This is a genomic window from Gardnerella sp. DNF01189 (genome assembly GCF_049244195.1).
GTDB classification, from domain to species: Bacteria; Actinomycetota; Actinomycetes; order Actinomycetales; family Bifidobacteriaceae; genus Bifidobacterium; species Bifidobacterium swidsinskii.
In genome coordinates, this window is sequence record NZ_CP058385.1 from 1,424,447 (window position 1) to 1,448,892 (window position 24,446).

At 43.1% G+C, this 24,446-nt stretch carries 18 protein-coding genes; 12 read left to right on the forward strand and 6 right to left on the reverse strand.

The genetic code is table 11. From position 1 onward, the window contains the following. Positions 1–26 precede the first annotated feature (26 nt). The 4 genes from HXT41_RS05855 (at position 27) to HXT41_RS05870 (ending at position 4,449) form a co-directional block, all read left to right on the forward strand. A complete protein-coding gene (locus tag HXT41_RS05855; protein ID WP_103013797.1) occupies positions 27–1,070 on the forward strand; it encodes an ADP-ribosylglycohydrolase family protein in 1,044 nt (347 codons plus the stop codon). Between the two features lie 54 nt (positions 1,071–1,124). After that, positions 1,125–2,246 carry a PfkB family carbohydrate kinase gene (locus HXT41_RS05860; RefSeq protein ID WP_103013798.1) on the forward strand — a complete coding sequence of 374 codons (1,122 nt, stop codon included), beginning with the start codon at positions 1,125–1,127 and terminating at the stop codon, positions 2,244–2,246. 79 nt (positions 2,247–2,325) lie between these two features. Further along, positions 2,326–3,849, forward strand: a complete 1,524-nt coding sequence (locus HXT41_RS05865; RefSeq protein WP_103013799.1) for a purine-cytosine permease family protein — start codon at positions 2,326–2,328, stop codon at positions 3,847–3,849. Between the two features lie 42 nt (positions 3,850–3,891). After that, on the forward strand, positions 3,892–4,449 hold the full coding sequence (locus HXT41_RS05870) for a cysteine hydrolase (RefSeq protein ID WP_102155434.1): 558 nt from the start codon (positions 3,892–3,894) through the stop codon (positions 4,447–4,449). 28 nt (positions 4,450–4,477) lie between these two features. On the opposite strand, the gene radA is transcribed toward HXT41_RS05870, so the two are convergent. Then, positions 4,478–5,965 carry a DNA repair protein RadA gene (gene radA / locus HXT41_RS05875; protein WP_103013800.1) on the reverse strand — a complete coding sequence of 496 codons (1,488 nt, stop codon included), beginning with the start codon at positions 5,963–5,965 and terminating at the stop codon, positions 4,478–4,480. A 107-nt stretch (positions 5,966–6,072) separates the two neighbouring features. Between radA and HXT41_RS05880 the strand changes: the two genes are divergently transcribed. Then, entirely contained in the window at positions 6,073–6,729 is a 657-nt protein-coding gene (locus HXT41_RS05880; protein WP_004109607.1) for a hypothetical protein, read from the forward strand. A 106-nt stretch (positions 6,730–6,835) separates the two neighbouring features. Next, positions 6,836–6,925 carry a 30S ribosomal protein bS22 gene (locus tag HXT41_RS05885; RefSeq protein ID WP_004268639.1) on the forward strand — a complete coding sequence of 30 codons (90 nt, stop codon included), beginning with the start codon at positions 6,836–6,838 and terminating at the stop codon, positions 6,923–6,925. A gap of 138 nt (positions 6,926–7,063) precedes the next feature. Here HXT41_RS05885 and rpiA read toward each other — a convergent pair whose 3' ends face one another. From rpiA to HXT41_RS05905, 4 genes are all read right to left on the reverse strand, one after another. Then, positions 7,064–7,762: a ribose-5-phosphate isomerase RpiA gene (gene rpiA / locus HXT41_RS05890; protein WP_004110197.1), complete on the reverse strand. Its 699-nt coding sequence runs from the start codon at positions 7,760–7,762 to the stop codon at positions 7,064–7,066. A gap of 598 nt (positions 7,763–8,360) precedes the next feature. Next, a complete protein-coding gene (locus HXT41_RS05895) occupies positions 8,361–9,446 on the reverse strand; it encodes a ribonuclease H family protein (RefSeq protein WP_103013801.1) in 1,086 nt (361 codons plus the stop codon). Positions 9,447–9,481: 35 nt separating this feature from the next. Further along, complete coding sequence (gene pgm, locus HXT41_RS05900; RefSeq protein WP_004112076.1) at positions 9,482–11,155, reverse strand: phosphoglucomutase (alpha-D-glucose-1,6-bisphosphate-dependent); 1,674 nt, start codon at positions 11,153–11,155, stop codon at positions 9,482–9,484. A 30-nt stretch (positions 11,156–11,185) separates the two neighbouring features. Continuing rightward, entirely contained in the window at positions 11,186–12,286 is a 1,101-nt protein-coding gene (locus HXT41_RS05905; RefSeq protein ID WP_103013802.1) for a diacylglycerol/lipid kinase family protein, read from the reverse strand. 381 nt (positions 12,287–12,667) lie between these two features. Here HXT41_RS05905 and HXT41_RS05910 point away from each other — a divergent pair, with 381 nt between their 5' ends. The 5 genes from HXT41_RS05910 to HXT41_RS05930 all read left to right on the forward strand — a co-directional run bounded on the left by HXT41_RS05910 (position 12,668) and on the right by HXT41_RS05930 (position 21,796). Then, on the forward strand, positions 12,668–14,485 hold the full coding sequence (locus HXT41_RS05910; protein ID WP_116431919.1) for a L,D-transpeptidase: 1,818 nt from the start codon (positions 12,668–12,670) through the stop codon (positions 14,483–14,485). Further along, positions 14,482–15,966 carry an App1 family protein gene (locus tag HXT41_RS05915; RefSeq protein ID WP_415707408.1) on the forward strand — a complete coding sequence of 495 codons (1,485 nt, stop codon included), beginning with the start codon at positions 14,482–14,484 and terminating at the stop codon, positions 15,964–15,966. The genes HXT41_RS05910 and HXT41_RS05915 overlap by 4 nt, the downstream gene beginning before the upstream one ends. Before the next feature lie 89 nt (positions 15,967–16,055). Next, positions 16,056–18,536 (forward strand): S9 family peptidase, encoded by a 2,481-nt coding sequence (locus tag HXT41_RS05920; RefSeq protein ID WP_421788634.1) that lies wholly within the window; start codon positions 16,056–16,058, stop codon positions 18,534–18,536. A 169-nt stretch (positions 18,537–18,705) separates the two neighbouring features. Beyond that, positions 18,706–19,416 carry a Crp/Fnr family transcriptional regulator gene (locus HXT41_RS05925; RefSeq protein WP_004110206.1) on the forward strand — a complete coding sequence of 237 codons (711 nt, stop codon included), beginning with the start codon at positions 18,706–18,708 and terminating at the stop codon, positions 19,414–19,416. Positions 19,417–19,474: 58 nt separating this feature from the next. Next, on the forward strand, positions 19,475–21,796 hold the full coding sequence (locus HXT41_RS05930; RefSeq protein WP_421788636.1) for a transglycosylase domain-containing protein: 2,322 nt from the start codon (positions 19,475–19,477) through the stop codon (positions 21,794–21,796). A 143-nt stretch (positions 21,797–21,939) separates the two neighbouring features. Here HXT41_RS05930 and HXT41_RS05935 read toward each other — a convergent pair whose 3' ends face one another. Further along, the gene (locus tag HXT41_RS05935; protein WP_248893607.1) at positions 21,940–23,094 is read right to left on the reverse strand and encodes a quinone-dependent dihydroorotate dehydrogenase; all 1,155 of its coding nucleotides are present in this window, start codon (positions 23,092–23,094) and stop codon (positions 21,940–21,942) included. Between the two features lie 203 nt (positions 23,095–23,297). Between HXT41_RS05935 and HXT41_RS05940 the strand changes: the two genes are divergently transcribed. Further along, a complete protein-coding gene (locus HXT41_RS05940) occupies positions 23,298–24,155 on the forward strand; it encodes a DeoR/GlpR family DNA-binding transcription regulator (protein ID WP_064621441.1) in 858 nt (285 codons plus the stop codon). Positions 24,156–24,446 lie beyond the last annotated feature (291 nt).

Consider the following 24,446-nt stretch of genomic DNA (forward strand, 5'->3'; position numbering starts at 1 on the left):
TGTCTGCGAAAGCATAAAATATACTTATGATAAACGCAGCAATCAATCTTGAGCAAAGTGAAACATATAATCGCGCGTTTGGAGCTATTGTTGGTCTTGCTATAGGCGATGCGCTTGGAATGCCAACTCAAAGCATGAGTGCTCAAAGCATACGCCGTTTTTATGGCGGTCCAATTACAAAATTAATGGACGCTGTAAGTCAGCAGCCAATCGCGCCAAATATGAAAGCAGGTTCTGTAACAGACGATACGGAGCAAGCTTTTTTACTTGCTGAACGCATAATCGCAGATAATGGCAATATTGACAACAACAAGTATGCGCAAAATCTTCTAGATTGGGAAGGTGCAATGCGCGAAAAAGGTTCCTTGGATTTGCTAGGACCGTCAACTAAGTCAGCTTTAAAAGCACTTGTAAATGGAGTAATTCCTGAAGAAACAGGCAAATTTGGCACAACTAATGGTGGTGCAATGCGCGCGACACCAATTGGCATTGCTTTCAAACCAGGTGAATCGCTTGCTAAGGCAGCCAGAAAATCATGCTTAATTACTCACAATACGACTCAAGGAATTGAATCTACAACACTCGTTGCTGCGGCAGTAAGTTTAGGTATTGAAGGTTGTGAAAATCCGCTTAAAGAAGCAATAAAATTCGTAAAATTGCTTCCAAAATATGGTAATTGGAGCGCAAAAGCAAGCGTTATAAGTAGGGTCGAATTTTTCACTAAAAAAGCTGAGGAGTTGAGTTGCTTATCTGTAAGTGACGATGATTTTGCTGAAATGTTGCAAAATGATTGTGGTACAAGTGTTGAAGCTAATGAATCCGTAGCTGCAGCTTTCGCAATTGCAACTCGCTTTGCAAATGAACCAACCAAAGCTGCGTGTTTTGCAGCATCGATTGGCGGAGATACCGATACGATTGCTGCAATGTGTTCTGCGATGTTGGGCTCACAGTATGGGTTGCAAGTGTTCGATGAAAAAATACGAGAACGCGTTTTAGAGAATTTGCGAGTCGATCACTGCTACGACGTAGAAAAGATAGTGTATGCTTTGTGCTTAATGAGAAAAAATTAGAAGATTGAGAAAAGTAGAGAATATGCTGCATAGTAGCTTTCAGAGGCGATTGCAATGTACGAATCAAACATAAGCTTGAATGAAAAAGCAAGTTTGGTCGTGCCGCAAGTAATCTCACTTGGTCAAATTATTGTAGATGTAACTATGAAAGTTAGCTCTGTTCCTAAACCAGGTGAAGACATATTTGCAAACTCGTATAGTATGAGCGCTGGTGCAAGTTACAACATGCTATTTGCTGCAAGTCAAATGGGAGCTAAAGCGCAATGGGCTGGCGTTTTGGGTGAAGGATATTTTGCAAATATTATTTCTAAAGCTTTAAACGAAGCACGTATTTCGCATATTGGCACAAAAAATTCCATGCTTGATTCAGGATTTTGCATAGCTCTTACGGATAAAAGCGCAGAACGAACTTTTATATCTACTAAAGGTGCGGAAACTAGTGGTGACGAGCATGCTTTTGACTTTGTAAATCCTAATCCGGAAGATGTTGTGTACATTAGTGGATACACGTTTGTGAGTCCTATAAAACGTGCGCTTTTGCGGTTTATGCTAAGAACAAGCGGTTTGTGCGGTTTAAGTAGTAGTGCTTTAGAGAGTTCTTTTGATAAACACAAGCGCCGGTTTACAGCGATTTTTGATGCGTCGCCAATGATTGCAAATATTTTAGATGAAGATTTAAAAGCCTTGATTGACTACGCGCCAATTTGGTTGTGTAATGCTAGAGAAGCTGAGATTTTAGCAAAAAGGCTTAACGCTTGGGGAAATGACGAAATCGAAGATGATTGCAGCGAAGATGCTGACGAAAGCAAAGATGCTGATAGCAAAAACTTTAATGACGAAACAAATAATCAACTTACAAAACGAAAGATTGAGCGTTTACAGCGTGCGCTAAGAGCTCCCCTCATCGTTCATGCAGGATCTCACGGAGCTTGGGTGTGTGATTTAGGTAAAGAAGCCGAGCATATTAAAGGATTTCAAGTAAAAGCAGTAGATACGAATGGAGCTGGCGATGCGCATACTGGCGTACTTGCGGCTTGCATAGGCTACAAAATGACGCTTAAGCAGGCTGTTTTATGCGCGAATGCTGCAGCTGCTATTGCTGTCACAAAATATGGGCCTGCAACGTGTCCTACAAAAAAGGTGATAGAAGATTTTATTAAAACAAATGTTTATTAATACCAACATTTATTGGATTTTCTTAAATTATTCACAAATCTATAAAACAAAATCAATATAAAAAGAAGCTAGGTGAAAAATGAGTAAAGCTCAAGTAGGAGAATCTAAAACTCAACAAGCCACAGACTCGTCGAGTCAACATTCCTTAAGCATTGAGGAACAAGGCATAGACACAATCAGTGAAAGCGAGCGCAAAGGAACGCCATCAAGCCTATTCTGGCCGTGGTTTGCAGCGAATATTTCCGTATTTGCAATGTCGTACGGAGCGTGGGCGCTTGGTTTTGCAATATCCTTCTGGCAGGCAACGTTAATGACAATAATCGGCGTAATTGTGTCATTCCTGCTGGTTGGAGTGATTTCAATAGCCGGCAAACGTGGAAACGCTCCAACAATGGTATTGACTCGCGCAACGTTCGGCGTACGTGGAGCAAACATTCCAGCAGCACTAAGTTGGATTGCAACGCTCGGATGGGAGATTTCTCTAGCAATAACTGCCGTTCTTGCAATGGCAACAGCCGCAGAAAAGATCGGCTGGGGTAGTGGTACGAGTGTTAAAATCGTGAGCACAATCATCGTAGTTGGATTAATTGTAATTGTTGGAATTTACGGCTACGACTTAATTATGAAGTGTCAGCAAGTTATAACAATTGTAACGGGAATAATCACTCTTGGATTCTTCGTACTAGGTTGGGGACACATAAACTTTGCTGCGATTGGTCAAATTCCAAACGGATCTCTTCCTGCAATGCTCGGTTGCTGCTTCTTCGTTATGACTGGCTTCGGCGTAGGCTGGGTTAATGTTGCGGCTGATTACTCTAGATACTTGCCTAGAAAATCTTCAAATAGCGGAATCGTTTTTTGGACTACTTTTGGAGCGTCAATTGCAAACGTGTTCCTAATTTTCTACGGTCTTCTACTCGCAGCTTCTAATATGGAATTAGCTCAAAACGTTGGAAACGACCCGATTGGAGCAATTGCTGCAATCTTGCCAGCGTGGTATTTGATTCCGTACACGATTGTAGCGGTTCTAGGACTTATGTCTGGAGCAATTATGGACAATTATTCAAACGGTCTTGCGTTGCTATCTTTTGGAATACGTATTCCTCGAACTGTTGCAGCAATTATTACTGCAATTCTAACTACTCTTGGCGTTGTTTATGTCACGTTCTTCTCCGACACATTTATTGGACCATTCCAAGGCTTCTTAACGACTTTGGGAGTGCCAATGGCTGTTTGGGCTGGAATGTTTACTACGGATGTGCTTGTTCGCAAAAAAGATTATTGCACTGAGGACTTGTATAAGCCGGAAGGTCGCTACGGTGCTTGGAATGTTAAAGCTTTTGCAATTCTTTGCGTTGGAACGATTGTTGGATGGGGTTTGGTCGTAAACTCTGCAGCGAAATGGCTTACATGGCAAGGTTATTTGCTTTGGTTTGTTGGCGGAAAATCAAGTAGCTGGGCTGGTGCAAACTTGGGCGTAATAGTTGCGCTACTAATCGGCTTAATTGGCTCTTTAATTTTCCAGCGTAAAGATATTGCTAAGCAAGAAGCGGATTTGCCAACAAGCGAAGTAGGTTTGCAGACAAGCGAAATTGCAGAATAAAAATAAAAATGAAAAAGGATATTCGTATGAAAGGATATTCAAATGATTAAAGAAGACGAATGGTTAGTGGTAATCGACAGACAGCGCGTTTTTTGCGAAAGTGAGTGGTCGACTTGGGCGTGTGCAGATCACACTTACGATTCAACAACAGAAGCTTTTACAAAACTTGCAAAAGCTTATGGTAATCGAGTAATTTACACGCGCTATGTAGCACCGCTTAAGCCAGAAAACGCTTGGATTGACTATTTTAAAGATTGGCCACAATTCCTCGTAAAACCTGATGACCCAATGTATGACTTCACTCCAGAAACAGCAGAACTTGCGGAAGGTCACACTGTAGTTACTTGCGAAACTTTCGGAAAGTGGGGTAGGAAACTTAAGGCTGCATTAGGCGAATGTCGCAAAATAACAATTTGCGGAGTTGCAACAGATTGTTGCGTATTAACAACTGCTTTAGCTGCAGCGGATAATGGCGTTGCTGTGCGTATTGCAGAAGATGCTTGTGCAGGAAGCACGCCGGAAAATCATAAGCTAGCTCTTAAAACTATGGAGCTTTTTACACCGCTTATAACAGTGTGCAGCACAAGCGAAATTCTTTAAAGTAGTAGCACTTGGGCATTTGCTTAGCTTATAGCCCAAGTGCTTTCAACGCTTCTCGCACTGTGCTAACTTCAATAATTTCTAATCCTGGAATATTAACATTTTTCCACATATGGCAAACTATTGCGCGCTTATATCCTATTCGCGCAGCCTCGCGCAATCGCGGCTCTATTCTTGGCACTGGGCGAACTTGACCAGTTAAGCTCATTTCACCAATTGCGCAAGTTTTAGGAGTTACTGCTTTCCCGGCAGCAGTGCTAGCTAAAGCTGCTACGATTGCTAAGTCGCAAGACGGCTCTTTTGCCAACGCTCCTGCAATAGTAGATACGTACAAATCTTTTGCAAGCAAATTAACGCGTCCGTGACGATACAAAACTGCTGTAAGCATTGCAAGACGGTTAGAATCAACACCAGAAACTGCGCGGCGAGGAGTAGGCAGAGCTGATTGCGTTACAAGTGCTTGTATTTCAATCGGCAGGCTTCTGTGTCCTTCAAGCGTAAAAGTGACGCAAGTTCCGTCGTTTGTGCAATCTTGCGCATTTTTACCTTGATTAGCGTTTTCTGTAGAAGACAAAAACAGTCCGGAAGGATCCGGCACTTCCTCAATTCCTTCACCGCTCATGTCGAAGCATCCAACTTCGTCTGTAGGTCCAAAGCGATTCTTTACGGCTCTTAGCATGCGTAGTGCTGTTTGTGTGTCGCCCTCAAATTGACATACTGTGTCAACTAAATGCTCAAGCGTTCGCGGCCCTGCTATTGAACCATCTTTTGTAACGTGCCCAACTAAAAGTATCGGAATATTGTTAGCTTTAGCAACGTCGATAAGTGCACTCGCAACTTCTCTAACTTGTGTAGAACCGCCTGTAATACCATCTACTTCTTGTGCGGAAATCGTTTGCGCAGAATCGACAATAGCAAGCGTAGGGTGATGCGTTTCAATAAGATCCAGCACAGTGTCAAGATCGCCTGTTGTTGCAAGTAATAAATAATCGTTTACAGCGTTAATTCTAGACGCGCGCAATTTAACTTGTGCTGCTGATTCCTCGCCGGAAATATACAATACCGGGGGAGTGTTGCTTTCTTTTGATTGCTTAGATACGTAAGCTGCTGTTTTTAGAAGTAGTGTTGATTTTCCGATACCTGGCTCTCCTGCTATAAGAGTTACGGAGCCTGGCACAAGTCCTCCGCCTAATACGCGATCGAATTCGCTAAAACCAGTGTGGATGCGCATTGCGTCGTCTGCTTGAATTTCGCTAATTGGTTGCGCGGATGTTGCTGAATCGAGAGTTGAATGTGCGCTATTGCGATTAGAAGTAGTTATGCTATCTGGTGAATATGCGCGCGATGCTGTTGTTGCGCGCGGTGTACGTGTTGTACGAGATAATCCGCTAACTCGCGCTTCTCTAAACTCGTTCACTGTGCCCCATTCGCCACATTCAGGGCAGCGACCGTACCATTTTGAGCCGCTCCAACCGCATTCAGAGCATAAATAGTGAAGAGTAGATTTACTAGCCATATCTCGACGCTATACGCTTTATTAGACAATCATATTTTGTATTTGTTTTTGATTGTAAAGCGCTTTTGCGTACTAAAAGCGTCATCGCGATGTGACATAATGCAAGTATGTCGAAATCGAATGCTTCAAGTATGAATGCTTCAAAGATGGGTGCGTTGAATATGAATTCCTCAAGTGTCAATAATTCATCACACAGCAAGTTATTAGTTGTGTTGACTTCAGCTGCAGTAATTGTGGTTTTGGCTCTAATTTCAGCATTTATGTGGCCAGGTTGGGCATTAAATCACGAAAACGTTGCGAGCAAAAATCATATGGTAATGCCTAAAACGCCTTCTATACCATCGAAACCTTTGCCAGCATCTTCTACGGCATTGCTTAAGGCTATGCCAGATAGCGTACTTGATTTCGCTCGTGTTGACGCTATACCTAGTGCAACTTGGACTGAATCGTCGCCTTTGGAGGAATATTCTGTTAAGTACTCAACTGGTCAGCCAGATGGGGAAGTGTCTGTAACTGTTGCTCAATGGTCGAATCGTGATTCTGCAAACAAACAGTATGAGGCGTTAGTTGATGGACTTAAGGGTTCTGATATCGCAAGTGGAAAAATTCAAGTTTCTGGCAAGACTTCCGGTAGCTATGTGTTGCGAAATGATGAAAATGATAAATCACAGGCTAGTGCATTGTGGCAGAACGATACCGCTGTTTTTGAAGTGAACGGCGCAAAGCAAGCAGTAGAGCGTTTTTATCACAGATTCCCAATGTAAATTGTTGTAAAAAAAATGATGTTCTTTGTAATATCACTCCACAAAGTCGTTAAAACGGTGTAACATTAGGCAAGTTGCACACTTTACATAGGAATGGAGGCTTCAGATGGGTTCTGTCATCAAGAAGCGCCGCAAGCGGATGAGCAAGAAGAAGCACCGCAAACTGCTGCGTAAGACTCGTCACCAGCGCAAGTAATTTTCTTGCTATGCGTTGATGCGTGTCTGAACGTTTAGGCACGTGAGACTTTTTTTGAAGCGTCGGTTTTCCCGGCGCTTTTTTATATACAAAAAAATAGAGCCCGTGTTTACAGACTCTACTTTTCGCTTAGTTTCGCTACTTATTTGGGTTGGTAAGCGTGCGAGGGCCGTTAGGATCGCCGACGATCACGGTGTCAACCATGTTCAAGAACAAGCCGTGTTCCACAACGCCAACAGTTTCAATCAAATCCTTCGCCAACTCCTGTGGATGCTCAATGCGCTCCATATGCAAATCAACCACGAAGTTGTTCTCGTCGGTGCGAACTTCTTTGCCGTCTGCATCAAGACGCAAAACTGGCTTATATCCGCGCTTTTCGAACTTACGAATCACTTGCGCGGAGCCGAATGGAATCACCTCAACAGGAAGTGGGAACTTGCCAATCGTGTCGACTACCTTGCTTGCATCAACAATCCACACAATGCGGTCAGAGTTAATAGCCACAATCTTTTCCCAAAGAAGAGCTGCGCCGCCGCCTTTAATTCCGTTGAAATTCTTGTCAACTTCGTCGGAGCCGTCGATTGTAACGTCAATGTGATCCACTTCGTTAATGTCGAGAATCTTAATGCCGTAGCCTTCTGCTTGCTCTTGTGTGCGACGAGAAGTGGTAACTCCCGTAAAGCTCAAGCCTTCTTCCTGAACTCTGCGGCCAAGCTCGTCAACCAAGAAGCGCACTGTAGAGCCGGTGCCAAGGCCAACCATCATTCCATTCTTTACAATCTTTGCGGCTTCAATGCCTGCTGCTTTTTTAAGCGCATCTTGTTGTGCTTTATCCATTATCCCTGCTTTCTTGTTTTTGTTATTCCCGAGTTCGCCGATGAACTTCCATCGCTATTTGCGGGAGAGGCTTTGTGTTTTTATGCGTGCCTCATTTTCGTACATTTCCATATTAGTCTGCGTGCAGATTTTTAGGGCTATGTGCATTTTAATTGTGCCTTCATTCATTCACGGGATATTCGTGTGGTAGAGATTTGAGATTTTTTGCACTGATTGGATGCTTGCACGTTCATGAAGTTTTGCAGTTGCGCTCTGCAGACGTTGAGTATTTATTGCTTAGAGAACACTAGCGTCATTGCTACTGCATGGTGCCACACCAGGCACTCATACCACACCACAGAACGCTAGCGGTTTTATTAGTAGTGGGAGATAGGAATTGCTTGGTCGAGCAATATAAAAGCGGAACGATAGTAATAATCTTGTTGATGAATACTATTTTTGCAGAAAAAGTAAGTAAAAAACTAAACTTAACTATGCAACCGCTAAGCTCAAATAAGGTATAAGAGCGGAGCGCTGCGAGACAAGTAATTCCTATCTCACACAGCCACTTCAGAAATCCGCCAGCCAAACACCACACTAAACGAATTGCAAAAAATAGCTATGAAAGGTAGAAGGCGGTTGGAGATAAATGCAAGGTGCCGTCTGGTTCTACGTAGCCGTTTACGTTGATTGTGCCGGAAATAAAGCGCGCCTCGCCGTTAAAACTTGGGCTTGTGTTTGGTGGTGGAGTAAATTGCAGCACGCCAGAAACACTTAATCCTTGAACTGGTTTAGATGCAGTTTGCGTAACATTTTGCTTTGTTTTTGGAACTTCTTGAACAATAGTTATAGCATCTTGCTGGTGTGCAACTTGCTGGTGTGCATCTTGTTCATTTTCTATTGATAGTGCATCTTTTTCGCTATTTTCTAACGTTTCACGCTTTGTTTCACGCGCTTGTTCGCGCGCTGATTCATTTGCAGATTCAGTTAGATCACTAGTGTTTTTACTATTTTGTGCAGAAAAATCAGGATTAATATCTTCGCCAACTGTGCGTTCAAGATGGTATTTTGCATGAGAAATTTTGCCATCTAAAAGCATTTTCGCATCACTTGGCACATTCGTACCTTTTGCATATTCAGAAGCAAGAAGCGACTTCCAGCCTTCTAAAGGCAAGTATCCGTCCTTCAAACCATTTCGGCAATCTTCCGCATATCCGCGCGCTAATGTATCAACTTTTTCGTTTCCTTCGTTTCCTGCGTGACCCTTAACCCACACGAATTTTACGGCGCCTTCGCGCTTAGTAATTTCCGCGTCGATTGCTCGAATCAGCTCGGCATTTTTAACAGGTTCATTTTTAGAGTTTTTCCAACCGTTCTTTTTCCATCCGTGAATCCACGTAGTTGCGCAGTTTATAGCGTATTGTGAATCACTTTCGATTGTGAGCGGCTCTCTTCCAGGATGTGCTCGTAAAGCTTCCAAAACCGCGCATAATTCGCCAATTTGATTTGTGCCATTAGTTGCGCCTCCAGCATCTGCATTGCCTGTGTGATGATGTTCGTTAGAGCTACCAGACTCGTCAATGTGATCTGCCCACGCCCAACCCATTGAACCATTTGGGTTTCCGAGCGCGGAACCGTCTGTTGAAACAACAATCATGACAAAACCTTTCAAAAATGCGCCGGCTGCAGATTGCAACCAGCGCAATTAGTAGATTTCTTTATTTACGCAAGATTATTACGTTACGCTAAAGCCTTGTCGACTACAGCAGTAGCTTCCTCAAGCACCTTGTCAAGTGCTTCTGGAGAAACGAAGGATTCTGCGTAAACCTTGTAAATATTCTCGGTACCAGATGGGCGAGCAGCGAACCAGTTGTTCTTCGTCGTCACCTTCAAGCCACCAATCTTTGCGCCGTTTCCAGGAGCTTCTGTAAGCTTTGCGGTAATATCTTCGCCGGCAAGCTTGGTTGCTTCCACGTCGTTGCCGCTCAAAGCTGCGAACTTCTGCTTCTGCTCAAGCGTGGTTGGGGTATCAACGCGCTTATACCAGCTTTCGCCAAAGCGCGCAACCTGATCCTGGTGAAGCTGAGCTGGGTTCTTGCCAGTCTTTGCAGTAATTTCCGCAGCGAGTAAATCAGGAATCAAACCATCCTTATCGGTGGTCCACACGCGACCATCTTTGCGCAAGAAGCTCATGCCGGAGCTTTCCTCGCCGCCGAAAGCAACTTCGCCGCTAAAGAGTGGGTCAACGAACCACTTGAATCCAACAGGAACTTCCACAAGCTTTGCGTTAATAGAAGCAGCTACGCGGTCAATCAAGGAAGAAGACACAAGCGTCTTGCCGATAGCAGTATTCTTTGGCCAATCCGGGCGAGCACCGCCGAACAAGTACTCCACGCACACCGCGATGTAATGGTTCGGGTTCATAACGCCCCAGTTCGGGCACACAATACCGTGACGGTCAGCATCTGGATCGGTGCCGCCAACCAAATCGTACTTATCCCAAGCGCCAGCGTTAAGCTGATCAACTAAGCCCTTCATTGCGTAAGGGGAGCTTGGATCCATACGAATCTTGCCATCGTGGTCAATAGTCATGAATCGCCAGGTTGGGTCAACTTCTGGACGCACAACGCCAATGTTCAGGCCGTACTTTTCGTTCATAAGTGGCCAGTAGTTTACGCTTGCGCCGCCGAGTGGGTCAATTCCCAAACGCACGCCGCTGGAACGAATCACGTCGAAGTCGATTACGTTTGCCAAATCGCTAACGTAGTGTTCGCGGTAATCGAAGCCTTCAACCAAATCAGACTTGATTGCTTCCTCGAAAGGTACGCGCTTTACGGACTTGTAATTGTCGAGCAATTCGTTTGCGCGAGCTGCAATTGCGTTAGTTACTTCTGCAGGTGCAGGGCCGCCTGTTACAGGATCGTACTTAAAACCACCGTCGGTTGGTGGGTTGTGTGAAGGAGTGACGACAATGCCGTCAGCCAAGCCGTCGCCGCTAAAACGCTGAGTGCCGTCGGCTGCGCGATTATGCGTCAAAATAGCTTGAGAAACAACAGGAGTTGGCACGAAATCTCCGCGAGAATCCACGCGAACGTGAACTCCGTTAGCAACCAAAACCTCAATAGCGGTTTTTTGAGCAGGCTCAGAAAGAGCGTGCGTATCGCGACCAATATAAAGAGGACCAGTTACGCCAGCTTTCTTGCGATATTCAGCAATAGCTTGCGTAATTGCCACAATATGAGCTTCGTTAAACGAAGTTTTTAAAGCAGAACCACGGTGACCGGACGTGCCGAAAATCACGCGCTGTTCTGGAATGTTGGAATTTGGAACTTCATCATAGTAAGCGCCAACCAAAGCGTCGACGTCGACTAGATCTTCTGGGGTGGCGGGCATTCCCGCATTTTTTGCTACCATAATTTTTTATTTTGCCACGGTGCTTGTATTTTATTTATTTTTTGGCACTCTTACGCACAATGCTTGCTTGTCAACAGTGAAGCGCAAATGTTTCGTATAGCCCAAAATGTCGCCGTCTACTTGCACTGGAGCAGATTTTTCTAATTGCACTTCTGCGCTAAAACCTTGCGTTTGGTCAATTCTTGAGCCTGCAGAAAGCGAATCCTGCTGGAGCGCGCGCCCTGTTAGCGTTTGGTGTATTACTCCTCGGAACAAATTAGCCCAACCAATTAAACCGCCCGAAGTGTCAATAATCTCAAAATCAAGCACACCATCGTCATATGCTGCTTCTGGCATAAGCGAAAACATAGGAATCTGACCGCAATTTCCAGCCATAAGTGTGCGGAAAGTCAATCCTTTTAGCACGCTTTCGTCGCCATTCGAACGCTGTAAGGTAACGGTTGCGCGATATTTTGGCATAAACAAATGCTTTACGCCAGAGACAAAATAAGCAAGCCAACTAATATTCTTTTTTAAGTTTGGATCAGTGTCGTCAATCATTAACGCGTCAAAACCAATGCCTGCAATAATTAAGAATGCGTGTCCATGATCTTCTTCTGGATTGTCGAGAATCGTTACGCGCCCAACGTCAACCTGCCTAGAGCCGTGAGAAGTTGCAACACGCAACGCAGCATCCACGTCGTTTACTGGAATTCCCATATTTCTAGCAAAAAGATTGCCAGTTCCAATAGGAATAATTCCCATCGCGTGACCTTTACCGCTTACTGCGCTCGCAACAGTACGAACCGTGCCATCTCCGCCTACTGCTACTACTACGTTAGCTCCGTTTGAAAGTGCTTCTAAAGCGCATTCGCGTCCATCTTTATCTAACTGTGTATCAATAATTTCGTAGGTTAAATTGCGTTCTTTGCAATAATTTTTAATACTTTCGCGATACGATTTCGCTTGTGGTTTTGAAGGATTAAGTATGAATGCGTAATGCACTGAGTCGCCATGTCGTTGAGCAAGTTTTTCTGCCAAATGATGACGTTTTAAAGCGCGCGAAACAATCATGATGACGAATGGAGCGAGTACAAGCGCGAATACAATCATCATAAGAGCAATAGTCGCTTGAATAGGCATAGTTGGCATACCTCCTATTCTTGCACATTATTTTTTCTACAATACTAAATTTTGCGGCATATTGCGAATATTTACGTTTTTTACACATTTGTATAGTATGTATTGTTTTTATAAATACCGTTTATTGCTTGTATTAGATGTTTATTAGTTACTCATCAGGTGTCGGCTAGTTGCTAGTTAATTGTGCATTTTGATGCTTTTGCTTGTTCTTTGCTCGTTTTTCACGTGTATTATTCGCATTAATTCTGTACTAAATATTTAGTTAGTTATATAGCTAGTTATGTAACCAGTTATGCTCTCCTGCTTCGCTAATACTAATTTCGTGCGTCGCTAGTGGTAAACTGTGCAAGCGTATCTGTCGCATACAACTATTGAGCAGAGGTTTTGAATATGGCTGAATTACAGCAAAATTTTGAGGGAGATGAATCCCTCAATATTACACCTAGTAATATGCCTGATGATGCTAGTGACGATACTGTTGCTTTTATGCAGGTTCCTCAAAGTCATGTAGAAGATCAAATAGCTGATAATTCTGTTAATTATGAGGGAACTCTTGCTGATAATTTAGACGAAGTCGCCGATGAAGAAGATACTTCTGGAGACATTGTTGACGATATCGTTGAAGATATTGCCGGTAATAAGAAGAATGTGTTTGGTAATAATGCTGCATCTTATGGCATGTATGCAAATGCAACTCCTGCCGATTCAACTGCAACCGATTCATTTAGAGTAGTAGAGCCGAAAGCAAAGAAACATCGTACGAATCGTTCCGCAATGGCGTTGATGTATTCGCTTCTTATTTTTGTTATTTTGTTAGCAGCAGCATTTTTTGCACTTCATTTGTATTTCAACAATCGAGTTGCTCCAGGTGTTGATTTTGGTGATGCTTCTATTACGCGCAATCTCACTGGCTATCAGGAAGATTCTGTAAGCAAGACTGTTCAGAATGCTGTGGATCATAGCGAATTAGAAATTAGTGACGATCAAGGAAATAGTATTGATGCAGATTTGAGTCAGCTTGGTGTCAAGATTGATAAGAACGCAACTGTAAAAGCTATTATGAATGCTAAGCGAGATAATTTATTTACTCGTATTATGCCTTGGGTTCATCAAACTGTGAGCTTGAAAGCTGTACGTGATGATTCTGCTTTGGATTCGTACTTATTGCATAAGTTTATTCGTGAGAAGGATCGTGCTGTACCTTATAGTGCAGTTTTCGACAAGGATTCTGAATCTTACAAGGTAGAGGATGGCATACCTGGTCGCACTATAGAAACTATGTCTGTTCGTGAAGCAGTAAAAAAGTTAATTGCTTACCCTGGTAAAACAGTAAAAGTTTCTGTTACATCTCGACGCACTGACGCTCCTATTAAGCTTGATGCAGCGCAGAAACTTGTAAATGATTTAAATAAACTTCTTGAGAAAAAAATCACGTTTAATAACGGTGACGGTAAAGATTTTACGGTTCCAAAAGAAGCGATTGCGTCTTGGATCAGTATAAAAGCAGATACGACTCGCCGTAAGCTTTCTTACACAATTGATGCAGATAAAGCAGATTATTATTTGTCTCAAGTTCTTCCAAAAGAACTTAATCAGCAAAAAATTAATCAAGAAGATGCAATTGATAAAGAAGGTAGGTTTATTTTCACAACGCTTAAAGGTTCTAATGGTGTTGAAATTAACTATTCCAATAGTGTTGCGAAAAAGGCTGTAGAATCTTTGCGCAATGGCAATGATTTCAAGATGGCTGTTCCTGCGAAAATCACTAAGTTTACCGTTGAAAAGAAGCTTGTTGAAATGCGCATTGTTGTTGACAAAACAACCCAAACGGCTTCTGTTTATAAGAATGATGAACTTGTAAAAACATTCCCTGTTTGCACAGGTAAGCGCGGTGCTGATGATTCAGCTTCCGGCACATTCTTTATTTACTTGCGTTATGCTTCACAAGATATGCGCGGTAGGAACGGCGATGGCTCTCCTTACTTCTCTCCTGGAGTGCGTTGGGTTAGCTATTACCATGGTGGAGAAGGCTTCCACACTGCTTCTTGGAATTATAAGGGTATTGCAACTGGCGATGCTGCAAATCACGGCTCTCATGGTTGCATAAACATGTATGAGCAGGATGCTCGTTGGATTTTTGAAAATTGCCCACGTGGCACTATTGTACAAATTGTTGGCACGACTCCAGATGGTCCGGTACGCGAATGAGCGAATCTGTGGGTAACTCACTTAACAAAGATGAACGCGCCGAAGAACTTTTGCTTTCTGCGCGTTCTAATCTTGAGTGTGTGCAAAGTCCACAATCTACTCCGAAGTTAGCTGCGTCTAGACGAATTAGCAGCGCGCCAATTCCTGTGCATGTTACTGCAACATTGTTTGACACTCCGTCTAAAGCTGAGTGTATTGACAATAAGCCATTGCTTGTGCGTTTTGGTCGCAGGCTCGTTACGTCTATTGTCGGCATGTGGATGCGTCTTGCTGGTCGTGTTGCTCGTCGTCTTGGCTGGTTTCCAAGTGTTGAGCCATATATTGGGTATGGAACGCATAGATATGCTCGCTTGATTTGCAGAACTGTGTATGCTCCAAAGCTTGGTCATCATTCTGCTCTAAAACGCGGAATTTACGCGATGCTTGTTGTTCCTGCTGTGCGTGTGCGCGTGGCTTTGTCTATTGACGGTATTCCTGTAGAAACAGCTCAAATTGGCGATTCTGAAATATACGATAAGCCTGAAGGTTCGCGCGATGGTAGTGCAGAGTATTGTATTTCTGACCGTGCAGGGTATTTAGATTTAATTACTGAGCGCGCTTTAGAGCCTGGTCGTCACGTTGTTTCGTATTCTGTTAGTGACCGTGAGCCTGTAAAAGCGAGCTTGTTTGCTATTGACGCAAATGTTCCTGTTGGTGTTATTTCGGACGTTGACGACACTATTATGGTAACTCAAGCGCCTTCGCCAATTCGTGCTGCTTATAACTTGCTTATTATGAATCCTGCTCATCGTTCGCCAGTTACTGGAATGTCTGAGTTTTTCCAGTCTTTAGAGCGTTTACGTGACGATATTCCATTTTTCTATCTTTCTACTTCTCCGTGGAATGTTGAGGCTTCAATTCGTCACTTTATTGATCGCGAAAAGTTTCCTGAGGGTCCTCTTCTTCTTCGTGATTTGGATCCACGTCCTAAAACTTTTATCCCAAACGGACCGCAGCATAAATTAGAATTTGCAACTCAGCTTATGGATGATTTTCCGGGTATGCGTTTTGTGCTTATTGGCGATGATGGTCAAAAGGATCCTTTAACGTATGCGAATATTATTCGTAAGCATCCAGGTCGTGTGCTTGCAGTAGGTATTAGGCAATTGCGTAAGCATGCTACTGTTGAGGATTTTCGTCGTAAATTATCTCGTGATTTTGCGGTTGCTTTAAGTGCGTCTAAGCGTGCATATGTTTTTTCGGATGCTCTTGATACTACGTGTGAAGCTGCGCAAGAAATTCCTACTATGGCGATCGAAAAATTACATAATGCTAACGAGTTTTCTGGTGATATTGATGATTTTGATGATGCTCAAATGCGCATAATTGAAGCAGAAGGTGCTGTTGGTACTTTGCAAGGCGTGCCATTTTTTGCAGCTCCTCAAGGCAAAGATTTAGCCAAAGTAATGCTTCCGTTTATAGAGGAAGCGATTGCGAAATAGTATAAAATAATTGCAAAATAATTTTGTAATATTAAAGAATTGCAGAAAATATTTCGTTACTAATATATAAAAGCTGAAGAAAATACTTAATGAAAATTAAAAGAGGTGTAGCTATGAGTAATCAAGATTTCGCAAAGCCAAAAGCAGCAGAACGCATACCGTCGGCACGTGAATTCCATGGCGACACTTATATAGACGAATATGCTTGGATGAAAGATCGCAATAATCCTAAGCTTATGGAATACGTCAATAGTCAAAACGCTTATACTGAACAGCGTGTAAAGCACTTAGAAAACTTGCGTTCTACATTGTTTGACGAGTTGCGTTCAAGAGTTCAAGAAACAGACATGTCTGTTCCTGTGCGCATGAATAATTATTGGTATTACGTGCGTACTGAAAAAGGCAAACAATACGCTGTGCAATGCCGTATGAAAGTCAAAAATAGTGACGATTGGAATCCGCCAACTATCGACAATTCTGCAAAACCTGGCACAACTGATGGTGAAGAAATTTTATTTGATGCAAACCTTGAATCTGAGCACTCTGGTGGCAAGTTCTTTAGAGTCGGTGGAATGGATTTGAGTACCGATGGTTTGAGAATGCTGTACGGTGTCGACACTCAAGGCGATGAACGCTTTAACTATTTTATTCGTGACTTTTCTACAAAAACATGTTCTTGGTTGCAGTTAGAAGAATCGTGGGAAAATCTTGCTTCTGCTTCACTTTCTCCAGATGGAAAATGGGTGTTTTATGTAAAGCTTGATGATGCTTGGCGTCCTTATCAAGTTTGGAGGCATAAGGTTGGCACTAGCGTTTCTAATGATGTAAAAGTTTTTGAAGAAACTGACGAGCGATTTTTTGTTGACGTGTATGAAAGTTTTGACGAACGATACATGATGATCAGTAGTAGTTCAAAGACTACGTCGCGCGTGCTTATGCTTCCTTTGAGCAATCCTGAAGGCGAATTCCGTATGGTTATTGAGCCGGTTGAGGGGGTGGAATACGATATTTCTTTCGCTTGCTTTGAGAATGCTGGCGAAAATGGTGAAGATATTCCAATTGCGATTGTGTGCCATAACGCTAAAAATCCTAATTTTGAAATTGACATTATTGATATGAGAGGAAATTCCGGCAAGTTTGATGAGCATATAACGTATAAGCTTTCGGATGGAGTATGTGTTGCGTCGGGTTCTCCTTATGGTTGCGAGCAGGGAGATGCTTGGCAACAAGGTGCTGGAAGTGAGCCTATTACAAAGCCTTATAATTCGCTTCAAAATCCTGAAATATTGCAAAATGCAGTTGGATTGAGCATAAGCGGATTGTCAATGTACAAAAATTATGTGGCACTAGCTTATCGTTCTCAAGGTTTGCCGCATTTGGCTGTAATGAGCAAGAAGCGCGCTGTTGAAGATTTTTTGCAAGCAAAACCGTGGCGTTTTTGCGAAGTGCGACCGCTTTCTTCCCAGCTTGCGAATCAATTTACGGATCAACTTTCTTCTCAACTTGCGGATCAAGCGCAAGCCGAATCACGTGCTGCGCTCGCAAATATTTCACAAGAAGAAATCAACAATAATCGCCTATTGAGTATTTCTATGACTGGAAATCCTTCGTACGAAGCTCCGCGTATGCGTTACGCTTTTGGTAGTTATGCGACTTTAGGTCAACTTCGCGAGTTGGATCCTTTAACAGGCGAAGATGTGTTGCTCAAGCAAGGTAAAATTTTAGGTGAATTTAATGAGCGCAATTATGCTGAAAAGCGCGTTTGGATTACTGCTCGAGATGGTGAGCGTGTGCCAGTGTCTCTTGTATGGTGTCCGAATAAAATTTCTCAAACTGACTCAATGTTTATTACTGGTTATGGAGCGTATGAAGTTAGTTCAGACCCTACTTTTTCTGTCGGTCGCTTGAGTTTGCTGGATCGCGGCGTGTTATATGCGCAAGTGCATGTGCGAGGCGGCGGCGAAATGGGTCGTGCGTGGTATGAACAGGGTAGGCGCGTCAATAAAAAGCATACTTTTGAAGATTTTGCTGATGCCACGCGTGCTTTGCAAAATGCTGGTTTTGCTTCCGCTTGTCATACTGTTGCAAACGGTGGTTCAGCAGGAGGCTTGCTTATGGGTGCTATAGCAAATATGGCTCCGGAATGTTATGCAGGAATTGAAGCAGACGTGCCTTTTGTAGATGCCCTTACGTCTATGCTCGACTCTTCTTTGCCGCTTACTGTAACAGAGTGGGATGAGTGGGGCAATCCACTCGATGATCCTGAAGCTTATGCTTATATGAAATCGTATACTCCTTACGAAAATGTGCCTTGCGTAAAAATGGAAGATGGTCGCAAAAAGTTAGCTGATTTTCCGAAAATCTTAATCACGTCCTCTATTCACGACACGCGCGTGCTTGTTACGGAACCTTTAAAATGGCTCGCTAAATTGCAAGCTTCTGGAGTTGACGCAATTGCTCGTATTGAAACTGACGGTGGTCACGGTGGCACTTCTGGCAGGTACAGGCAATGGCAGGAGTTAGCTTATGAAAACGCATGGTGCCTGCATGTTATGGGTATAAACAGTTAGTTGGAAGCGGCAGAAACTTTACTGCGTTGTAAAGTAAATGTCGTTTCCACGCCTTTCGTGATATCATGGGTCAAGTGATGTGCGTTTTTCGCTTGCGTTTGCGCTCATTTACATACAGGTAGTTCAATGGAGATATCTACTTATTGCTTAATGAAGGGGTAGAGCAGCAATGGCAACACTCAACGTTGACAGCGATGAATTTTCACTGCAACATACCGCATTGTTTAAGCAAGTTCCAGCTGATCAAGTAAAAGAATTGATGCAGTATTTACAAGAATCAACATTTAAAAAAGGTTCTGCAATTTTTAATGAAGGCGATACTGACCATCGAATGTACTTGCTTGAGCGTGGAAGAGTAAAATTAGTTCGTCATTCAAACGACAATCGTGTGCAATTGTTAAGTATTCACACTCCTGGCGAAATTCTAGGCGAAATTCCCGTTTTTGACCCTAGCGGCGGTCCTCGTACAGCTTCAGCAATATCTATTACCAACAATACTAGAGTTTTATGGCTAGAAAATGACGTGTTATTCCATTGGTTAAACAATCACCCTAGTGTTGCAGTAGATATGCTTCAAGTGCTTGCAGCGCGCATGCGAGCAAATAATGAGCGAATTTCCGATTTAGTTTTTATGGATGTTCCTGCTCGTTTAGCAAAGACTTTGCTGAATTTAGCTTCAAGATTTGGTGAGCCTATGAGCGATGGCTTGCTTGTGCCGCATGATTTAACGCAAGAAGAGCTTGCGCAACTTGTTGGCTCGTCACGCGAAACAGTTAACAAAGCGCTTATGGATTTTGCAAACAGGGGTTGGATTATGCGCCAAGGCAGGTCAATTATTATCTATAAGCCTGGCATGCTTATTCGTCGAGCTGAACGTTAAAATGCGAATGTTTATGATGTCAGTTTTCAAGTAGAGGCAAACCTTTAAAATAGTACGCATGCCGAAAAAGAATTCACTGACTGTTCGCCGTGTGTTAGCGCTGTTCCTTACCTACATCACTTTGTGTGTTGCAGGAGGTATTGCAGCAAGTATTATGTTTGTTCCTGGCGTAATGAGCGTGAATAGTGTAGTGAAAACAGTAGTGCCTTCACTTCGCGTTGACGGCATCGATTTTGATGTTACCGCGTTGCCGCAAAAATCGCGACTTTACGCTTCTGATGGCAAAACTATTATTGCAACTTTTTATGCTCAAAATCGCACTGTAGTGCCGCTTCGACGCATATCGCAATATATGCAGCGAGCAATGGTTGCTCGTGAAGACCGTCGATTCTTTGAGCATTCCGGCGTAGATATGCAAGGTGTTATTCGCGCATTCGTGCAAACATTCGTTAAAAAGGGAGATATGCAAGGTGGCTCTTCCCTAACCCAGCAATATGTAAAAAATGTGCTTATGATTAAGGCTCGCGAAAATAACGATTCTTTAGCTGAGTATCACGCTTCTGAAGGCACTATTGCACGTAAATTACGCGAAATGCTTATTGCAATTCAAATGGAGAAAAAATACTCTAAACTTGAGATTTTGCAGGGATATTTAAATATTGCGCAGTTCGGTAGCAATAATATTTACGGCGTAGAAACTGCAGCTCATCGCTACTTCAATACGAGCGCTGCAAAACTTAATCTTGTGCAATCAGCAACTATTGCTGCAATTACAAAGAATCCTTCGCGTTATGATCCTTCTATTGAAACAAATCAGCCTGAAGCGCAAAAGCAGCGCAATATTGTACTTGATTTAATGCTTCGTCAAGGTTTTATTACTAAGAGCGAGCATGATTCCGCTGTTACTATTCCTCTTAAAAGCACTCTTAACATACAGAGGGAAGTTTCTAAAATTGGATGTCAAGCTGCAGGCGACGCAGCATTCTTCTGCGATTATGTGACGAAGAAAATTTTGCACTCTCGCGAGTTTGGTAAAACTGCTGCCATGCGAGAAAAGTTGCTTACTGAGGGTGGTCTTGATATTTACACAACTATGGATTTGCGTGCTAGCAAGGCTGCTATGAAAGCTGCTAGAGATACGATTCCTGTGAACGATAAGAGCGGTTTTGAGGTTTCAATTGCGGCAATTAAGCCTGGAACTGGTGAAGTTTTGGCGTTCGGCAGTAATCGTATTTATGATGCTACGGATGCTGCAAAATCAGATCCTACGCATACTGCTTTGAACTACGCTGTAGATGAGCGCGATGGTGGCGGTCTTGGTTGGCAAATTGGTTCTACTTGGAAGCCAATTAATATGGTTGCGTGGATGCTTGCTGGAAAGTCAATTAATCAGCCTCTTCGCACTTCTATGCTTTATAATAATGCTGATTTTAATTGCAGCAAATTCCGCGGAGTTGGTAGTTGGTCAGTTCAAAACTCTGGTGGTGGCACAACTAATCCGGAAACTCCTTTGCAAGGTCTTGTGCGCTCGCATAACACTACTCAGGCTTCTATGGCTCAGCAAATTAAGCTGTGTTCAATCGCGGATGCTGCTCGCATACTTGGCTACCACAATTCGCCTCTTGGTCAGGAAAGCGTGTATTCTGCTAACTCGCTTAATCCGCCTATGACGATTGGTTCTGTGCAAGCTTCGCCTTTAACTGTGGCGAATGTGTATGCAACTATTGGTGCTGATGGCGTGGCATGTGATCCTATTGCTATTAAGCGAGTTGTTGACAAAAACGGTAAGCGTTTGAAAGTTCCTAGTGCGCATTGCCATCAAGCAATTCCAAAGGGAATCGCTCAAACTGCTGCTTATGCGCTGAATCAGGGTGTTGTGCAACCTGGCGGCGAGGCTTCAACTACACAACTTGATGGCGGTCGCAAGACTTTCGCAAAAACTGGTACTAACGAGCAGTACTACATGACTACAGCTGGTTTTGTGCCGTATCAAGTTGCTTCGTTTGTGGCAGTTGGTAACGCTGAATCACAGAAAAGCTTTAATGGCATGACTATTAACGGTCGCACAAGGGCAGCCTGGTATGGTATGTATATTGCAACCCCAGCGTGGAAACAGTTTATGAACGACTATTTGAAAGCTGCTAACATTCCTGTTGACAACGATTATGGCAAGCCTGATCCAAAGTACACTGCCGGTGGAACTCTGCCTGGCACGCCTAAAAATACTGTTAAAACTGATCAGCAGAAGCGAGATGAAGACGCCAGAAAGCAGGCAGCACAAGAACAGCAGGAAGAAGCTAAGACGCAAAAGAACATGCAAGATCAGTACGGCACTGCTCGCCGCGACGACTATGGTGATTCAGAAACTGATAATTACTAAATGGTATTTGTTAACTCGTAATTGCTAGTTAACTTACTAAATACTAAGTTGTTTTGTGCTGTTCCTTATACAAATAAACCCTTACTTATGCTACTTGATTGTGAGCAAAGTAAGGGTCATTTTTAGCGCAAATACGCACTGTGCTAGTTCAAATCCGCACCAACTGCGTCTGCAACATGCTCAAAGCCGTCGCGTTTCAAAAGATCCGCAAGTCCGCGTTTCAGCGTCGTGATTTGCTGTGGTCCTCTGTACATAAGTGACGTAATAAACATAACCAAGTCAGCACCTGAGCGAATCTTCTCATATGCTTGCTCTGGCGTAAATACTCCGCCAATGCCTGCAATAGCAAAACGTTCACCAAAAGCTTTGCGCGTGCGTCGAATAAGATCGTTGCTTGCGCTATAGGTAGGACCTCCAGAAAGTGCTCCTTGCCAATCTTCCGGAACATCAAGTCCTGCGCGATTCTTTTGCAAGTTTGCAATACTTACTCCGTCAACTTTATGTTCGGCAAGTACGTCAAGCAGAGATTTGAACTGTTCCCAACCGCCGTGTAAATTAAGCGGCATCTTAACTAACGTTGGCTGAGGTCGCTTAATAGTGTCAAGATCGGTGAATAATTTGTCAAGTGCTTCCGGCTGACTAAATGGTTCACCCACACGCGTGTTCGGGCATGAAATATTTACTTCAATTATTGAGCTTTTTCCGGCTGCACGTTCCATAGAAATATGGTAGTCTTCAATTCCTTCTTCCAAGTCGCCAACTAAGTCGTCGTTTGTGCGCGCAATAGAAATAGACATATTCATAGATTTTGCGTGCGTCCAAGCTTTCTCGGCTCGTGCAACAACGGCTTCGCTGCCATCGTTTGCTAGTCCTGCGTGTACAAGAATAGAGTCATATTCTGGAAGGCGATGATACCAAGGTTTTTGATTTCCTTCGCATGGTCGGCTTGTGGTAGAGCCAACTGTTTCAAATCCAAAGCCGGCGTTGTCTAGCACGGTTGCCATTTGGCAATTTTTATCTAGTCCTGCACTTAAGCCAAACGGGTTTGCAAAATTCACACCCATAACGTTAGTTTCTAGCACCGGGTCTGTGTAGTTAAGCATTTCGCGAAGAAGCCACATTAACCCAGGAGTGCGCTCGCTAAATTTGCAAAAATTAATCATGCGATCATGCGCTTCGTCTGGAGGAATGTTAAAAACGAAATGCGGTTTAATAATGTGTTTGTATGAGAATGTAAAAAGGTCTGTCGTTGTTTTATTGACGACATTGTGTAATGAGTGTTCAGAAACGTAATACATATTTATATAGTAGGGCATTATTGTTATATACGCCATTCCTTAGTGTATTTTGTGCGTTTTCTTCCTTAGTACGCGTTCGTTTTTGTGCGATTTTTCACAAAACCTGCTTTACTTGACAACAAAATGTGCGTTCTTTTCGTTTTAATGCCCTGAAACGCTCAATTACGTTTGTTTTTTGCGTTTACGTGTGCGATAATGTTCGTATGATTTCTTCACAGCGTCAACATTTGATTTTAAGTCGTCTCCGTACGCGCGGTGCTGTTCGCATTACTGCGCTTTCTAAAGAACTGAACGTTTCTGCTATGACGGTTCGCAGGGATATCGCAGAGCTTTCGGATCGTGGGCTTTTAAAGCGCGTTCACGGCGGTGCTGTAACGACTAATACTCTGCTTTCGGAGCCGCTGTTTTCTGTAAAGTCGCAAATGGACATTGGTTTGAAGGATGCGATTGCGCGTTTGGCTGTGGACTATGTTTCTCCTGGGGATGTGATTGCTATTGGCGGCGGTACCACTGCTTATGTGTTTGCGCAGCATTTGCTCGAGTCTCGCAGGGCTTCTGGCATTACGATTTTGACTAATTCGATTCCTGTTGCGGAGCTTGTGCAAGCTTTAGAGTCGAAGGATGTCGAGGTTATTGTTACCGGCGGCGTGATTACGCGTTCCAATTCGCTTGTTGGGCCTATTGCAGATAAAGTTGTTGCTTCTCTTCGTGTGAATACCGTTTTTCTTGGCACGCATTCTGTGTCTCTTCCTCGCGGATTCCTTATGCCAAATTCTTTGGAAGCTGCTACTGATATGGCGTTAATGGATATTGCGGATCGCACGATTATTTTGACGGATCATACTAAATGGAGTTGTACGTCGCTTTCGCTATTTGCTCGTTTTGATCAGGTTGATACTGTTATTACCGACGATGGTTTGGATGCTGATTCTCAGCTTCGCACGCGTGAGCTTGTAAAGGATTTGGTTTTGGCACCTGTTATTGACGAGCGAGATGTTCTTGATGCATCTAATGGTGACGATTTAGCAAATTCTGAAGATTCTGACGATTTGCTTGATTAGTATTTTGCAAGTATTTTTGCAAAGTTTGATTTTGCGCGCTGATGATTTTAATGCCCGAGTGAGTTATTTACTCGGGCATTTTGTTCTTGCTGTTTGGTTTGGTTTCAAGTGTGCCGATGTTTAAACAAATTTTGCTATGTTTAAATAAAGCGTGCCGATGGTTAAATATTGCGTTTTTTGTTGTTTTATAAGGCTGTTAGAGAAATCACAAAACTCAAACCTTAAAGAAAGCTGAAAAAATGTTAAAAAAATCCAGTATATGGCGTGTCGCGTAATTTTTATCAAAAAATA

What these genes read in the sequence shown, in the direction of transcription:
- pgm (WP_004112076.1), bottom strand. Translation starts at nt 11,155, where the DNA reads ATGGTAGCAAAAAATGCGGGAATGCCCGCCACCCCAGAAGATCTAGTC.
- HXT41_RS05865 (WP_103013799.1), top strand. Translation starts at nt 2,326, where the DNA reads ATGAGTAAAGCTCAAGTAGGAGAATCTAAAACTCAACAAGCCACAGAC.
- HXT41_RS05940 (WP_064621441.1), top strand. Translation starts at nt 23,298, where the DNA reads ATGATTTCTTCACAGCGTCAACATTTGATTTTAAGTCGTCTCCGTACG.
- HXT41_RS05930 (WP_421788636.1), top strand. Translation starts at nt 19,475, where the DNA reads ATGCCGAAAAAGAATTCACTGACTGTTCGCCGTGTGTTAGCGCTGTTC.
- HXT41_RS05925 (WP_004110206.1), top strand. Translation starts at nt 18,706, where the DNA reads ATGGCAACACTCAACGTTGACAGCGATGAATTTTCACTGCAACATACC.
- HXT41_RS05915 (WP_415707408.1), top strand. Translation starts at nt 14,482, where the DNA reads ATGAGCGAATCTGTGGGTAACTCACTTAACAAAGATGAACGCGCCGAA.
- HXT41_RS05920 (WP_421788634.1), top strand. Translation starts at nt 16,056, where the DNA reads ATGAAAATTAAAAGAGGTGTAGCTATGAGTAATCAAGATTTCGCAAAG.
- HXT41_RS05860 (WP_103013798.1), top strand. Translation starts at nt 1,125, where the DNA reads ATGTACGAATCAAACATAAGCTTGAATGAAAAAGCAAGTTTGGTCGTG.
- radA (WP_103013800.1), bottom strand. Translation starts at nt 5,965, where the DNA reads ATGGCTAGTAAATCTACTCTTCACTATTTATGCTCTGAATGCGGTTGG.
- HXT41_RS05910 (WP_116431919.1), top strand. Translation starts at nt 12,668, where the DNA reads ATGGCTGAATTACAGCAAAATTTTGAGGGAGATGAATCCCTCAATATT.
- HXT41_RS05855 (WP_103013797.1), top strand. Translation starts at nt 27, where the DNA reads ATGATAAACGCAGCAATCAATCTTGAGCAAAGTGAAACATATAATCGC.
- HXT41_RS05880 (WP_004109607.1), top strand. Translation starts at nt 6,073, where the DNA reads ATGTCGAAATCGAATGCTTCAAGTATGAATGCTTCAAAGATGGGTGCG.
- HXT41_RS05935 (WP_248893607.1), bottom strand. Translation starts at nt 23,094, where the DNA reads ATGTATTACGTTTCTGAACACTCATTACACAATGTCGTCAATAAAACA.
- HXT41_RS05885 (WP_004268639.1), top strand. Translation starts at nt 6,836, where the DNA reads ATGGGTTCTGTCATCAAGAAGCGCCGCAAGCGGATGAGCAAGAAGAAG.
- rpiA (WP_004110197.1), bottom strand. Translation starts at nt 7,762, where the DNA reads ATGGATAAAGCACAACAAGATGCGCTTAAAAAAGCAGCAGGCATTGAA.
- HXT41_RS05870 (WP_102155434.1), top strand. Translation starts at nt 3,892, where the DNA reads ATGATTAAAGAAGACGAATGGTTAGTGGTAATCGACAGACAGCGCGTT.
- HXT41_RS05905 (WP_103013802.1), bottom strand. Translation starts at nt 12,286, where the DNA reads ATGCCAACTATGCCTATTCAAGCGACTATTGCTCTTATGATGATTGTA.